Genomic DNA, 13,555 nt, shown 5'->3' with positions numbered 1-13,555 from the left:
TCTCAAACGCCTCCAAGCCCCTTGGCGACACGCTGTCACAGGAGTGTGGTGCAGGCTACGTTTTCTACACCCGAGCGAAAAGCTATGATGGCAGGGCTGTGGTTGTTTTCTCCCTCACGGCGACTCACGCCGACACCGACCTTGAGACCGTTGCCCAATTGAGCACCGGCGCTACCGCCGTGGCCGCAGGCGCTGCCTCCTCCCCCGCCCTCGAGGGCGCCGTGGTGCTGGCTACCTGCAACCGCTACGAGATCTACGCCGAGGCGGCGAGCCATGACGACGTCGAGGCTGCGCGGTCGGCGATCATCTCTGAGATCAGCACGCGCAGCGGCATCGCCGAGGACCGCGTGTCCCGGGCGTTCGCCCTCGCCCACGGGCGCGATGTCACCCGCCACCTCTTCTCCGTCAGCTCCGGCCTCGATTCCGCGGTGGTGGGCGAGCGCGAGATCGCCGGCCAGGTCCGCCGTGCCCTCATCTCGGCCCAGGAACAGGGAACGGCCAGCCCCGCCCTCGTGCGCCTGTTCCAGAATGCCTCCAAGACGGCCAAGGAGGTCGGCACCCAGACGGCTCTCGGCAGCCGTGGCCTGTCCATCGTCTCCGTCGCGCTCGACCTCGCCGAGGACCTCGCCGAGGAGCGCGCCTGGGACGGCAAGAAGGCGGTGCTCTTCGGCACCGGCGCCTACGCCGGGGCCACCATGGCCCTGCTGAAGGAGCGCGGCGTCGCCCAAGTGTCGGTCTACTCCTCGTCGGGCCGCGCCCGCGAGTTCGCGGCGGCCCGCGGCGGCGTCGCCGTGAGCGCGAGCGGCCTCCCGCAGGCCATCGCGGAGGCGGATGTGCTCATCGGCTGCAGCGGCTCGGACAACCCCATGGAGGCCGTCGAGCTCGCGGCCATCCGCGACGACTCGCCGCAGCAGCTCATCGTGATCGACCTCGCGCTCACCCACGACTTCGACCCGGGCGTGGGCACGCTCGACGGCGTGGAGCTGATCACGCTCGAGTCCGTCCGTCTCGCGGCGCCCGAGGAGCAGGCCGAGTCCCTGGCCCAGGCCAGCGCGATCGTCTCCGCTGCAGCCTCGGACTTCGAGGCCGAGCGCCAGGCCCGGCAGGCCGACGCGGCGATCGTGGCCCTGCGCCGCCACACGATGGCGGTGCTCGACGCCGAGATCGAGAAGGTGCGCGCGCGCCATGGCTGCACGGCGGCTGCCGAGGAGGTCGAGTTCGCGATGCGCCGCATGGTCAAGCAGCTCCTCCATACCCCGACCGTCCGGGCCAAGCAGCTCGCCGCGGAGGGCCGCGAGAGCGAGTACCTCGCGGCGCTCGAGGCGCTCTACGGCATCAGCGTGGCGATCCCGGGGATGGTGGCCCCGGCCCAGGCGGCCGGCCGGACCGCGGGTGCCCTGTCCGCCGACGCCGACTGCCCCGTGGACCACACCCGCGCCGTCTGAGCCGCATCCCCCGGGACGCCGGCCCGCGCCCCCAGCGGGCCAGCCCCCTCCCTCAGTAGACCGGCTTCTCCGGCTCGATCTCGCGCACCCAGGCCAGCACTCCGCCGTCGAGATGGCGGACCTTGGAGAATCCCGCGTCCACGGCGGCGGCCAGAACGCTCGCCGACCGCACCCCGCCCTTGCAGTGGAAGACGACCTCGCGGTCCCGCGGCACCTCGCCCCAGGCCTCGCCGGAGAGCAGCCGCCCCTGCGGGATGAGCCGGGCGCCGGGAATGGACACGATGGACGCCTCGCCCGGCTCGCGGACGTCGATGAGCTCGAAGTCCCGCAGCCCCGCCTCGCGGGCCGCCAGCATTGTCGCCAGCTGCCCCGCGGTCACGGTGCGCTCGGTTCCGGGGTCGGCGGCGGGCGCGACCCCGCAGAAGGCCTCGTAGTCCGTCAGCTCGGTGACCGGTGCGGCGTCAGGGTCCTTCGCGACCCGGATCTCGCGCCATGTCGCGGTGAGCGCGTCGTAGAGCTGGACACGCCCGAGGAGCGTCGTGCCGACCCCGGTGATGAGCTTGACGGCCTCGGTGACCATGGAGGCGCCGATCGCGGCGCACAGCATGCCGAACACGCCGCCCTCGCCGCAGGAGGGCACCGAGCCGGCGGGCGGGGGCTCGGGGAAGACGTCGCGGTAGGTCGGCCCATGCTCGGCCCAGAACACGCTCACCTGTCCGTCGAAGCGGAAGATCGAGCCCCAGACATAGGGCTTGCCGAGGATCGCGGCGGCGTCGTTCACGAGGTAGCGCGTCGCGAAGTTGTCGGTGCCGTCGAGGATGAGGTCGTAGTCGGCGAAGACCTCGAGGGCGTTCGAGGAGTCGAGGTGGACCTCGTGGAGGCGCACGTCCACGTGGGGGTTGAGCTCGAGGATGGCGTCCCGCGCCGATTCGGCCTTGGGGCGGCCCACCCCGGAGACGCCGTGGATGACCTGGCGCTGCAGGTTGGACAGCTCGACGGTGTCGTCGTCGACGATCCCGAGGGTCCCCACACCGGCGGCGGCGAGGTAGAGCAACGCGGGCGAGCCCAGCCCCCCGGCCCCCATCACGAGGACCCTGGCGTTCTTGAGGCGCCGCTGCCCGATCTCGCCGATCTCCGGGATGATCACGTGGCGCGAGTAGCGCTGCACTTCCTCGGGGGTGAGCTCCGCGGCCGGCTCGACGAGCGGTGGAAGGATCGGTGACTGCGAGGTGGCCATGGCTCCAATCTAGGCCCGATCCCGGGTGCGCACCCAGCCACGCCCGAGCGGTGGAACGGTCACGGATTCGGCGCTGGGTGATGACCGCCGGGTAGAGTGGGACTACCGTTTGGGCCACGCTCCACAGGCCCGAGCCCCCGGAAAGGCGTCTGAAGTGAGTACCGAACCGCGAGCCACGACCCCGCGCTCGCCCCGAATGCCACGCGACGAGCGGCGTGCCCAGCTCCTGTCAGCCGCCCTCGAGGTCTTCGCGGCCAACGGCTACCACGGAGCCGCCATGGACGAGATCGCCGAGACCGCCCAGGTCAGCAAGCCCGTCCTGTACCAGCATTTCCCGTCGAAGCGGGACCTGTACATCGCCCTGCTGGACAGCCATCTGGGCACGCTCACCGAGCTCATGCGGGCCGCGCTGGATTCCACCACTGACAACCGCGAACGCGTCAACGCGGTGATCCGCGCCTACTTCGACTTCATCGCCGCCGACGACCAGGCCCACCGCCTCGTCTTCCAGTCGGACCTCGTCAACGACCCGGACGTGGCCTCGCGCCTCGAGACGTTCAACCGGGGATTCTCGGAGGCCATCGCCGAGGTCATCGCCTCGGACACCAAGCTCCCGCTGCTCGAGGCCCAGCTCCTCGGCCGCGGCCTCGCGGGGCTGGCCCAGGTGAGCGCGAGGTACTGGCTCGAGAAGTCGTCCTCCCTCGACATCGACGTGGCGGCCGACCTCGTGTCGCGGCTCGTGTGGAAGGGGATCTCGCGCTTCCCCAAAGAGGCCTAAGGTACTCATAGGGAACCGTCGCCCGGCCGGTGTGCCGGTCCGGTTCCGTTTCAGCCTTCACCGACACAAGGAGTCACGTGGAAATCAAGATCGGCATCCAGAACATCGGCCGCGAGATCGTCCTCGAGTCGACCAAGGACGCGGACGAGGTCGCAAAGCTCGTCGCCGAGGCCCTGGCTGACGGCAAGCAGCTGCGGCTCGAAGACGAGAAGGGCCGACAGGTGATCGTGCCGTCCGGCGTCATCGGCTACGTGGAGCTCGGCGCGCAGGAGCCGCGCCGCGTGGGCTTCGGCGCCCTCTGATCCTGTGGAGACGGTCTGGTCGCTCGTCATCGTGATCCTCGTGGTGGCTGCCGCGGGCTTCATCGCCTGGGCCGTCGACCGCCACCACGAGGCCTACGGGATCATGCTCCCGGTCGGCGCTGCTGTTGCCGCTGCCTGCCTGGTGTGGATCATCCTCATCCTCGCGGGCACAGGCTACATCGCGGGCCTGACGTGGATGCCGTGGGTGCTTCCCATGGCGGTCGGGATCGCCGCGGCGGTCTGCGTGCCGCTGATCCTGGGCCGCCGCCGCACGGGGCGCGACGTCATGACCCTCACGGAGATCCTCCGGCGGGGCTGAACCGGCTCCGCGAAGGCGCGGACGACGGCGGGTGGTCACCACCCGCCGTCGTCCGCGCCTTCTCTCTGCCCCGGGGCCAGCCGATGCTGGGTCCGGGCCATGATGGAGGAATGCGCATCCGTCCGGTCCGTGGCGACGACCTGCAGGCCCTCCAGGACATCGAGGGGGCGGCCGGCGAGGCCTTCCGGGGCCTCGGCATGGCCGAGATCGCCGACGACCACCCGCCCTCGCTCGACGCGCTCCGCCGGTTCCAGCGCGAGGGGCTGGCATGGGTCGCGGTCGAGGATCGGAACGCTCCCGTGGCATACCTCCTTGCGCGGCTCGTCGACGGCTGCCTGCACATCGAGCAGGTGTCGGTGCACCCGGGGCACTCACGCCGGGGCGTGGGCCGGGCGCTGCTGGACCACGCTTCTCGGTGGGCGGAGGGCCATGGCGTCCCGGCCCTGACGCTCTCGACGTTCGCCTCAGTGCCCTGGAACGCGCCGTACTACCGGCGCCTCGGCTTCCGCGCGATCCACGCCCCGGCCTTGGGCCCGGGACTCGTGCGGATCCGCGCCGAGGAAGAATCGCTCGGGCTGACCCGCTGGCCGCGCCTCTTCATGCGGCGCGGCGTGGGCCCTCCGGACTAGCCGAACCGGGCCTGCACCACGTGGCATTGCCCCCCGACCATGGACGTGCATCCCTCGAGACGATAGAATTAGAACATATCTTCGAATGAAGGTGGTCGGCCGAACGGGCGGTGGGGGGTGGCGCGGTGGGTGCGGTCGAGGAGTTGTCTTTCGCGTCGCGTTTCCCCGATGTCTTGGCCGGCGGCCTGGAACTGGCCGCCGAGGCCCTAGCCGGCCCAGGAGGGACTGCGCGGGCGCTGCAGGCCCTGGCCGACTTCGACGCCTACAGCGCTGCCCTCCGCGCGGTGCTGGTCGACCGGCTCGCCGCAGAGATCGCCGAGGAGCCCTTGGAAGGCCGCCACGGCCAGCCCACGCGCCTCGGCGGGAACATCGCGCACGCCGTCGCAGTCTCCGAGCTCGCGGCCCTGCAGGGCACGTCCGAGCACGCCGCCGCCCGCGCCCTGAGCTTCTCCACCGCCCTGGTCAACGCCCACCCGGCCGTGCACGAGGCCCTCGCCTCCGGGGACATCACCGAGGCCCATGCCCGCGCGCTCATTGACCAGGCCGCCACTCTCCCCGAGCGGGCGGCCGAGCCCTTCGCCCTCGAGGCCCTCTCCCGCGTCCGCACCCGCAAGGGCCGCCTGCGCACCCCCGGGGAGTTCCGCACCCTCGCCCGCGAGCTGCGCGAGCGCCTCCACCCTGACTCCATCGCCCACCGCCGCACCGGGGCGCGCGAGGACCGCCGCGTGTGGCTCCAGCCCGAAGACGACGGCCTGTGCACTCTGTCCGCGCTCCTCCCCGCCGAGACCGCCGCCGGGATGTACGGGCGCCTCGACGCCCTCGCCCGCACCACTCGGGCCCGCGCCGGTGACCACCGCGACCGCCAGGACGGGCGGACCCTCGCCCAGCTCCGCGCGGACGCCTTGGCCCACCTCGTGCTCATGGACAGCGTCAGTACCGATCGGCAGGGGCCGGCCGCGGAGTCGCCGGCCACAGTGCCGTTCCCGGAGGAGCTGCTCGCCGGGGTCAAGGCTGAGATCGTCGTCCACATCCCGGCCGCGGTCGCCCTCGGCGCCTCGGACGCCCCCGCGCTCCTGGACGGCCAGGGGCCGATCGACCCGGCCACCGCCCGTGCCCTCGCCGCCGCCGCACCCACCTGGCAGCGGCTCTTCACCGATGCCGACGGCACGCCCCTGGCCCTCGGCCGCACCGCCTACCGGCCTCCGGCAGGGCTGCGGCGCTTCCTCGAATACCGCGACGGCGGCTGCCGCGTCCCCGGCTGCACCCGCCCCGCGCGCACCGCCGAGGCCGACCACACGACGGAGTGGCAGGACGGGGGCACGACCGACGCGGCCAACCTCGCACGCCGTAAAGCCGTCCTCATTCCTCTGCAGACGCCACGCTTGGGGGGCGAGCCGTGCTCGCAGTGATGACCGGCCTGGAGAAGGTAAAGTGCCCATGTGTCGTATCCGTATGAAGACCTCGACGACAGCCAATTTGAGCGTCTAGTGGTGCAGTGTTCACGCAAGCTGTTTGGACGGGGTGTCCAGTCCTTTGCTGCGGGACCGGATGGCGGCCGCGATGCGCGGTTCGAGGGAACAGCGGAACAATTTCCGAGTACCCGTGAGCCTTGGACAGGCGTAACAGTCTTCCAAGCCAAGCATACAAATGCAGTGAACGCTCACTACAGCGATGCGGACTTCAACGGCAACTCCGAAACCGCCGTTCTGAGTAAGGAAATACCGCGCATAAAGAGCCTGGTCGATCAAGGCGAGCTAGATAACTATGTACTCTTCAGCAACAGACGCCTCGGAGGGGTGGTTGCCCCGCGAATAATGGACAAGATTGCGGAGGGTTCCGGAATGGACCGCAACCGAATCTTTCTTGCAGGCGTAGAATACCTCGACGAACTCCTACGCGAGTTTCCTGACCTTCCATCGTTGGCGCGGATTGATCCGTTAGACGGCCCATTGCTGGTGAACAGCTTTGATTTGGCGGAAATCATCCTCGCAATAGCCGAAGAACTCAGTGCTCCCTTGCCCCCACTTGACGCCTCCATCGTAGATCGAATCTCCTACCGTCAGAAAAATACGGTCAACAACATGTCCGAGACGTTCGCTCGGACGCTCGCAGACCGGTACTTGGTATACACACCCGAGATAGAGAGATTTCTTGCAAGCCCCGCCAACACCACGAGCTTGCGCTACTACGAAGCTGCCGTCGAGGAATTCCAGCTCAAGATCGTCGCGAAGCGTAGTGACTTTCAGACTTTCGACAGCCTCTTCAACTACCTCGTCGACATATTGGTAAGGCGTGACAGCGTCCTTGCCCGCAACCGAAGGCTGCTAAGAGCGATGCTATTCTACATGTACTGGCATTGCGACATCGGCGAGACTGCAGATGCTGACGCCTAACAAACATTCGCACCCGGATGAGACAGTGGTCGCCGCGGCGACCGATCTTCTTGGGGCGCTAATACAGGAACGGCTACTTTCATATGATGAACTGAGAGCGCGCCTCAGGGAACGCCTGCGAGATGCCGACTTCTTGTTCACTCCGGCGCTAGACTTCTTGTACATCCTCGGCGTTGTCGAATACCGGCCGACCATCGACTCGTTCGAATACGTGGGGCGTGATGAAACTCTCTAAGCTGTACTCCAATAGGCCAGAGTTCGAGCCAATCGCGTTCCGTGAAGGACTTTCGGTCGTCTACGCAGAAATTCGAGTTCCCGCCAATCGAGAACTTGACACTCACAATCTCGGAAAAACCACTGTCGGTACTCTGATCGATTTTTGTCTCTTGAAGGGCAAGTCGCCGAGCCTCTTTCTCTACCGACATGAGACTCGATTTGCTGACTTCACCTTCTACCTCGAGCTCCAGCTTGACGATGGCACATTCTTGACCATCGCTCGTCCTGTGAACCCGGGGTCAAAAATTGACTTCCTGCGGACACCAGAATCAATTGAGCGCAAAAATCTCCCGGAGGCAGCCTCCTGGGACCATGTGGCAGTGGCGTTTGACCGCGCCAAGAAAATATTGGACGGTATCCTCGGCTTCCGCGTTCTACAACCGTGGGGCTTTCGGATGCTGGCGGGATACCTGATCCGTTCTCAGGCCGACTACCAGGACGTGTTCCAGCTACGCAAGTTTTCGGGAAAGCACAGGGACTGGAAACCCTTCGTGGCCCACCTGCTCGGCTTGGAGGCAGAACCGGTCATAGACCTTTACGGAAAGCGCGATGACCTGGCAAGCATCACGAACCGTCTACAGACCCTCACCGACGAGTGGGGCGGCAATGAAGCTGATCCTTCGGTGCTCGATGGTCTAATTTCTGTGAAGAGGCGGGATGTGGAGTCGCTTGCCGCCACGCTGGACTCATTTAATTTTGAGGAGGAGGACCGGCGGGTTACCACTGAAATTGTCGAGGACGTCGAGCTTTCTATAAAGCGACTCAATGAGGAAAAATATCAGCTTACCCAGCTTGTTCAACGCCTCACCGAGTCACTTCATGAAGACCAGATCATATTTCGGCCTGATGAAGCGGCGGATTTATTTCGCCAAGCAGGCGTTCTGTTCAGTGATCAATTAAAGAAGAGTTTTGAGCAGCTGATTGAGTTCAACAAGGCGATCACCCAAGAAAGACGCGCTGCCTTGGAGGAACAGGCTGTAAATACGCGCGCGCGTCTCGCGGCTATTGACCCGGAACTTCATGAGCAAAATTCGATACGAGCAAGGTCGCTCGAATTCCTTCGCGAGTCTGAGTCTCTGGCGAAATATAAGGATCTCGGGCGGGACCTTGCGCAGGTTCAAGCAGAGTTGAATGTGCTGGAGACGAGGAGGGATGCCGCCACCCGCTTGGCGGAGTTGCGTCGAGAGCAGCGCTCAGCGGCAGAGGCATACGGTCACCTGCAGAGCTCTGTTGAAGAGCAAATTGAGCAGATGAGCCGCGATGAAACCACGCGATTCGGTAAGCTTCGACAGTATTTCAGTGAGATCATTCACGATGTGCTTGGACACCACGCCATCATCGCTATCAAGATGAACAGCCAAGGCGGCCTGGACTTTGTGGCCGAGTTCGTCGGCAGTTCGGGTGCTGCCACGAGCGAAGATCGCGGCACGTCATATAAGAAGCTGATGTGCATTGCTTTCGATCTCGCTATGCTACGTGCTTACACCGATGTCCCCTTCGCAAGATTTGTTTATCATGACGGAGCATTGGAACAGCTTGAACCGCGGAAGAGGCGAAATCTCATTGGGGTGTTTCGCCAGTATGCCGCATTCGGCATCCAGCCGATCATCTCGGCCCTGAATAGTGATCTGCCAGATACCCTGGACTCGTCGGACTCAGCCCTGCGGCGCACCGAAGTGGTATTGACTTTGCACGACGAGGGTGAAGAGGGTCGACTGTTCAAGATGCCGCCCTGGTGATCCTTCCTCGGAGGATGCCGTGGCGGGCGCGGCGAAGCCGCGCTCTTCACTTGAAGTAGCAACATAACTCGGGGACTCATCCGGTGACCTTCAGACGGTAGACGCGAGCGCGAGGGACACCCTTCCCGGACTGCGCCCGCCCCGTTTTGAGGCGGCTTGCCGCCGGTCGCAGCCAGAGCAGGAACGTGACGGCATCCGCGAACGTTCGCCGCACCGCTCTCCGTCGTCCAAAGCTCTCGTGGCGACCACGACGGATGGGGCCCTGAACAAGGGGTAATGACACTGCTGTAGTTCGTGTGCCATGATGAGCGCACGCCCTGCGGGGCGTTGGGGCTGAACCCGCCCAGGGCCCCATGACTTGGTAATTTGGTGGCTTCCTGGGAGCCGAGCAGCGTGGCAGGCCCGCGTCCAGAGAATCGCTCAGGGTGACGAGATGTGGGCCCGTCCGGAGCGAGACCGGATGCTTAGGCCACGTATTCCCAGATTGTCGTCCTTCGGATGAATCCGCGGCCTAGGCGATTCCATGCCGAGTCGTCTCCCCGAGGTTCTCCGATGCCTTCCGCTCCCCTATCGCCGTCCCTATCCGCCCTCGCCCGCCCGGACGCAGGCTGGTCGTTCGTCCTCTACCCCGAAGCCGCCGAAGGTGGCGGGTGCTTCCGCTCCTCAGATCGGCCCGACCGTGTCCCGGTCCCAAAGGGCTCCGGTGCCGACCCAACCCGTGCCGCAGAAGAGGCTGGCCGCCGTGCGCGTCGCAGGCTCCGCCGCTACTGCGCCGCGAACCGGCTCAACCGTCTGGGCACCCTCACCTACGCCGGGGGCGGGTGCCACGACCCCAAAGCCCTGCGAGCTCACCTGGGCGAGTTCTTCCGGACCCTCAGAGGCCATCTGGGCGGGGAGGCCTTCCCCTACGCCTGGGTTCCGGAGTGGCACAAGACCGGGCATGGGCTGCACGCGCACTTCGCCGTCGGCCGGTACGTGAATCGCTCAGTCATCGAGAAGTCTTGGGGGCGGGGCTTCGTGCACATCAAGCTCCTCGGTGACCTGCCGGTCGGCTCGGGAAAGCTTTCGGAGGCGCGGCGGGCGGCCGGCTACCTGTCCAAGTACGTCGTCAAGACCTTCACAGACCCCCAGTCCCGAGACCTCGGGCGGCACCGCTATGACGTCGCCCAAGGCTTCCAGCCCGCCTCCCTGCATCTGAGCGGAACCTCGGCTGTGGATGTCCTGGGGCAGGCCTCCGAGTTCTTGGGCTCCCTCCCCGAGAGGCGCTGGTCCTCGAACGATATGCAGGAGTGGGCCGGGGTTCCTGCGATCTGGGCTCAGTGGGGCTTGTGATGGTCGATCCAGAAGCACTCGCAGCGTGGGTCGCTCAGTCCTGCCATGCTCAGGGGGTTCCTGAGCGGGTAACCGATCCCGGGGTCCTTGGCCGCGTCGGTGTCCTGTTGGGCGCGGTCCCGGAGCGGACGGACGCGGCAGCGGCCGGAGCACCGCGCCGCGCTCACAGCCGCCACACGGGCACGAGCCGGGCCGGATCCAGCGCCCTCGCCCCCGGCGTCCCCGGCCGTACGGTCGCGTAGTCCAGGACGGCTTTCACGATCGCTGCCTGCCGTTCGAGGTTCAGCCCTCCCCACCTCTCGCGCAGCTGCTGCCCAGCGCCGACGAGGCCGTCGAGCTGGCTCGTCCCGGTCAGGCGCCCAAGGTTCTGCTCGGCCCGTCGGATACGGGCCTCGATCGGCTCGCGGGCCGCCTTCCACTCGTCCATTCGCAGCTCCCGGGAACCAAACATGCGCGCCAGCTCGGCCAGCTGGTCCCTGTCTGCTTCCAGCTCGGCCAGAATCGTTGCCTGCCTCTCGTCCGCGGCCCGGCGTCCGGCCAGGGCGTCGGCGAGCTCGGGGGTGTCGAGGCGATGCAGCACAGCGGCGCTGATCCACTCCTCAACGGGGGCTGCGACCACCGTGAGTCGTCCGCAGCCGCCGTGGTCGGGGCCGGATTGGCACACGTAACGACGAGTCTCCGCACGCCGCGAGGAATACAGCTTGTTCCCGCACTTGCCACAGCGCAGCAGCCCCGAGAGCAAGTAGCTACGCAGAGCGCGGGTGCCCGAAACCCGTTTGGCCTCCATCCGGTTCAGCACCTGCTGGCGCTGTTCCGGCGTGATGATCGCCGCCCATACCGCTGGGGCTGAAACCTGCCCCTTGTGCTCCCGCAGGCCAGCGATCCGCGCAGAACGCAGCACCTGCCTCATGGTGGTGGTCTGCCACGGCCCACCCGCGACCGTAGTGACGCCTTCTTCGTTCAGCCACATACATAGAGACCGCACCGACTCCCCGGCCAAGAACCGAGCCACGAGCGCCTTGATAACCGCTGCCTCTTCCGCCCGCACCGTCACTTTGTCTTCCTCGAAACCGAACGGACGCAGCGGGCCGCCATGCGGCATTCCCTGCTCCGCCAGTTGAAGCGCCTTACGCCGGACGCGCGCGGATTTCCGGGCCGACTCCTTCGCGGCGAACGCGGCGAAGATACGGGCCACGAACAGCCCGTCATCGCTGCCCATGTCGATATCCGCCGTCACGGTCGCCAGCTGTGAGACCCCCACCTGTTCACACAGCTGGGCGAACTGCTCGAGCTCAATCGGCTGCCGGGTGAGCCTGTCCAGGTTGTAGGTCACCACACCGTCGCGCATACCCGAGGCGAGATCGTCCAGCATGCGCTTGTACTCCGGCCGGACCTTGCCCTTGAAGGCGCTGATGTCGTTGTCCACGTACTCCTCGCCCACGACCCAGCCGCGCTCGGCTGCAAGTTTGCGGCAGTCCTCAAGCTGCCGCTGAACCCCGAGACCCTCACCGGTCTGATCGGAGGAGATGCGGGCATAGATCGCGGCGGAACGCGGCGGCGGTGTCATGGGGTCATATTAACGACGTGCGGCCAACCTCGCCCTCCTGTGTCCGCGACACCACGCCCTCAAATCCCTCGCCCTCCACCGCCTCGTCCGCGAGCGGACCACCGAGGACGCCGATGGCGCAGAAGGCACAGGCACGCCCGCGCCCCCACTGATCTGGACCACGTTCCTCGGCCGGGCACTCCCGGCCGAACCCCTCGAACGCGACCACGTCCTCGCCCCCAGAACCACCGACCGACCACCCCCGGCGCCTCCGCCGGGGTCAGGGGTGCCAGAGTCAGGGGCGCCAGAGTCCAGGGCGCCAGAGCAGTCGCCGCCGTTCTGAGCGCGGGGCACGCGCGCCTACGCGGCGCCCGGGCCGTGCGGGAGCCGTTCGGGTTGGGCGACGGCGTCGAGCGCCGCCGCGCGGAGCGTGCACCGGTGCGCAGCCTCAACGTCGCGCGCAGTGACCACCGAGCCGGCGTCGTGACTGCTGAAGCGCAGGATGACGCGGTTGTAGCGCCAGTCCAAGTCCGGGTGGTGGTTGAGTTCCTCGGCGACCTCACCGACCGCGGCGATGAGCGCGAGCGCCTCCGCGGAGCTGGGCAGCCTGTACACGGTGGCCAGAGCACCGTTTACATGGCACCAGTCAGTGAGGCGTCCCAGCTCGTCCCGGATCTGTTCCTCGGTCAACGGCTCGCGTGCCATGGAAGTCAGGGTAGGCCCGGCAGCCGTCCGGCGGAACTGCTCAGAGGAACTGCGCGCGCCCCTCCATCGGGCTCGAGGCCAGGGCGTGCTCGCGCCTGGGGATGCGGCCGGCCTTCGAGGCAAGCCGCCCGGCCGCGACCGCGTGGCGGAAGGCCATGGCCATGCGGACGGGGTCCTGCGCCCGGGTCACCGCGGTGGCCAGGAGCACGGCGTCGCACCCGAGTTCCATGGCGAGCGCGGCGTCGGAGGCGGTCCCGATGCCCGCATCGAGGACCACCGGGACGCCGGCACGGGCCACGATGAGCTCGATGTTGTGGGGGTTGAGGATGCCCAGGCCGGTCCCGATCGGAGCCCCGAGGGGCATCACGGCCACCGCACCCAGCTGCTCGAGCCGTCGTGCGAGCACGGGATCGTCGTTGGTGTACGCGAACACCTTGAAGCCGCGGCCCACGAGCTGCTCGGTCGCATCGGCGAGCTCGATCGGATCGGGAAGCAGCGTGGTCTCGTCCGCGATGACCTCGAGCTTGACCCAGTCGGTCTCGAGCGCCTCGCGGGCCAGTTCGGCCGTGAGCACGGCGTCGCGCGCCGTGAAGCACCCGGCGGTGTTCGGCAGGACGCGGATCCCCCGCTCCACGAGCAGCTGGAAGAGGGAACCCTGCTCGGCGGGCGAGTAGCGGCGCATCGCCACGGTGGTCAGCTGGGTGCCGGACGCCTCCAGCGCCTCCCCCAGCCCGTCGAGGCTGGGCGCCCCGCCGGTGCCCATGATGAGCCGCGAGCCCAGGGGCACCCCGTCCACCACGAACGGGTCGTCGGTGAGCGCCGTGCTCCCGTGCTCGATGTGTGCCTGCGTCATC

The 13,555-nt window shown here is 67.2% G+C and carries 14 protein-coding genes; 10 read left to right on the top strand and 4 right to left on the bottom strand.

Annotated elements, in window-relative coordinates:
• Window positions 1-98: 98 nt before the first annotated feature.
• On the top strand, window positions 99-1,445 hold the full coding sequence (locus ACYVKZ_RS04460; RefSeq protein WP_460990830.1) for a glutamyl-tRNA reductase: 1,347 nt from the start codon (window positions 99-101) through the stop codon (window positions 1,443-1,445).
• Between the two features lie 52 nt (window positions 1,446-1,497).
• Here the strand turns inward: ACYVKZ_RS04460 and moeB are convergent, their stop codons facing one another.
• Entirely contained in the window at window positions 1,498-2,682 is a 1,185-nt protein-coding gene (gene moeB, locus ACYVKZ_RS04455) for a molybdopterin-synthase adenylyltransferase MoeB (protein ID WP_460990828.1), read from the bottom strand.
• A 196-nt stretch (window positions 2,683-2,878) separates the two neighbouring features.
• Between moeB and ACYVKZ_RS04450 the strand changes: the two genes are divergently transcribed.
• From ACYVKZ_RS04450 to ACYVKZ_RS04410, 9 genes are all read left to right on the top strand, one after another.
• A complete protein-coding gene (locus ACYVKZ_RS04450; RefSeq protein ID WP_307004703.1) occupies window positions 2,879-3,460 on the top strand; it encodes a TetR/AcrR family transcriptional regulator in 582 nt (193 codons plus the stop codon).
• 77 nt (window positions 3,461-3,537) lie between these two features.
• Window positions 3,538-3,762, top strand: a complete 225-nt coding sequence (locus ACYVKZ_RS04445) for a DUF3107 domain-containing protein (protein WP_460990826.1) — start codon at window positions 3,538-3,540, stop codon at window positions 3,760-3,762.
• Between the two features lie 4 nt (window positions 3,763-3,766).
• Window positions 3,767-4,081 carry a hypothetical protein gene (locus tag ACYVKZ_RS04440; RefSeq protein WP_460990825.1) on the top strand — a complete coding sequence of 105 codons (315 nt, stop codon included), beginning with the start codon at window positions 3,767-3,769 and terminating at the stop codon, window positions 4,079-4,081.
• A gap of 110 nt (window positions 4,082-4,191) precedes the next feature.
• Window positions 4,192-4,710, top strand: coding sequence for a GNAT family N-acetyltransferase (locus ACYVKZ_RS04435; protein ID WP_460990824.1), 519 nt, complete (start codon window positions 4,192-4,194; stop codon window positions 4,708-4,710).
• A gap of 173 nt (window positions 4,711-4,883) precedes the next feature.
• Entirely contained in the window at window positions 4,884-6,119 is a 1,236-nt protein-coding gene (locus ACYVKZ_RS04430; protein WP_460990823.1) for an HNH endonuclease signature motif containing protein, read from the top strand.
• A gap of 243 nt (window positions 6,120-6,362) precedes the next feature.
• Complete coding sequence (locus ACYVKZ_RS04425; RefSeq protein ID WP_460990822.1) at window positions 6,363-7,103, top strand: ABC-three component system protein; 741 nt, start codon at window positions 6,363-6,365, stop codon at window positions 7,101-7,103.
• Entirely contained in the window at window positions 7,090-7,338 is a 249-nt protein-coding gene (locus ACYVKZ_RS04420; protein WP_460990820.1) for an ABC-three component system middle component 8, read from the top strand. The genes ACYVKZ_RS04425 and ACYVKZ_RS04420 overlap by 14 nt, the downstream gene beginning before the upstream one ends.
• Window positions 7,325-9,118: a DUF2326 domain-containing protein gene (locus ACYVKZ_RS04415; protein WP_460990966.1), complete on the top strand. Its 1,794-nt coding sequence runs from the start codon at window positions 7,325-7,327 to the stop codon at window positions 9,116-9,118. The genes ACYVKZ_RS04420 and ACYVKZ_RS04415 overlap by 14 nt, the downstream gene beginning before the upstream one ends.
• Before the next feature lie 498 nt (window positions 9,119-9,616).
• Window positions 9,617-10,450 (top strand): rolling circle replication-associated protein, encoded by an 834-nt coding sequence (locus ACYVKZ_RS04410; protein ID WP_460990819.1) that lies wholly within the window; start codon window positions 9,617-9,619, stop codon window positions 10,448-10,450.
• Window positions 10,451-10,613: 163 nt separating this feature from the next.
• Here ACYVKZ_RS04410 and ACYVKZ_RS04405 read toward each other — a convergent pair whose 3' ends face one another.
• From ACYVKZ_RS04405 to ACYVKZ_RS04395, 3 genes are all read right to left on the bottom strand, one after another.
• Window positions 10,614-12,017 (bottom strand): recombinase family protein, encoded by a 1,404-nt coding sequence (locus tag ACYVKZ_RS04405; RefSeq protein ID WP_460990817.1) that lies wholly within the window; start codon window positions 12,015-12,017, stop codon window positions 10,614-10,616.
• Window positions 12,018-12,356: 339 nt separating this feature from the next.
• Window positions 12,357-12,701: a 4a-hydroxytetrahydrobiopterin dehydratase gene (locus ACYVKZ_RS04400; protein ID WP_460990816.1), complete on the bottom strand. Its 345-nt coding sequence runs from the start codon at window positions 12,699-12,701 to the stop codon at window positions 12,357-12,359.
• A 40-nt stretch (window positions 12,702-12,741) separates the two neighbouring features.
• Window positions 12,742-13,554: a thiazole synthase gene (locus ACYVKZ_RS04395; RefSeq protein WP_460990815.1), complete on the bottom strand. Its 813-nt coding sequence runs from the start codon at window positions 13,552-13,554 to the stop codon at window positions 12,742-12,744.
• Window position 13,555 lies beyond the last annotated feature (1 nt).

The sequence above is a fragment of the Sinomonas soli genome (genome assembly GCF_054782415.1).
This window is presented reverse-complemented; position numbering and strand designations above follow the sequence as displayed.

Bases quoted from the DNA above. Each gene is read 5' to 3' on its own strand.
- moeB (WP_460990828.1), bottom strand. From the start codon at position 2,682: ATGGCCACCTCGCAGTCACCGATCCTTCCACCGCTCGTCGAGCCGGCC.
- ACYVKZ_RS04450 (WP_307004703.1), top strand. From the start codon at position 2,879: ATGCCACGCGACGAGCGGCGTGCCCAGCTCCTGTCAGCCGCCCTCGAG.
- ACYVKZ_RS04435 (WP_460990824.1), top strand. From the start codon at position 4,192: ATGCGCATCCGTCCGGTCCGTGGCGACGACCTGCAGGCCCTCCAGGAC.
- ACYVKZ_RS04420 (WP_460990820.1), top strand. From the start codon at position 7,090: ATGCTGACGCCTAACAAACATTCGCACCCGGATGAGACAGTGGTCGCC.
- ACYVKZ_RS04415 (WP_460990966.1), top strand. From the start codon at position 7,325: ATGAAACTCTCTAAGCTGTACTCCAATAGGCCAGAGTTCGAGCCAATC.
- ACYVKZ_RS04410 (WP_460990819.1), top strand. From the start codon at position 9,617: ATGAATCCGCGGCCTAGGCGATTCCATGCCGAGTCGTCTCCCCGAGGT.
- ACYVKZ_RS04405 (WP_460990817.1), bottom strand. From the start codon at position 12,017: ATGACACCGCCGCCGCGTTCCGCCGCGATCTATGCCCGCATCTCCTCC.
- ACYVKZ_RS04400 (WP_460990816.1), bottom strand. From the start codon at position 12,701: ATGGCACGCGAGCCGTTGACCGAGGAACAGATCCGGGACGAGCTGGGA.
- ACYVKZ_RS04395 (WP_460990815.1), bottom strand. From the start codon at position 13,554: ATGACGCAGGCACACATCGAGCACGGGAGCACGGCGCTCACCGACGAC.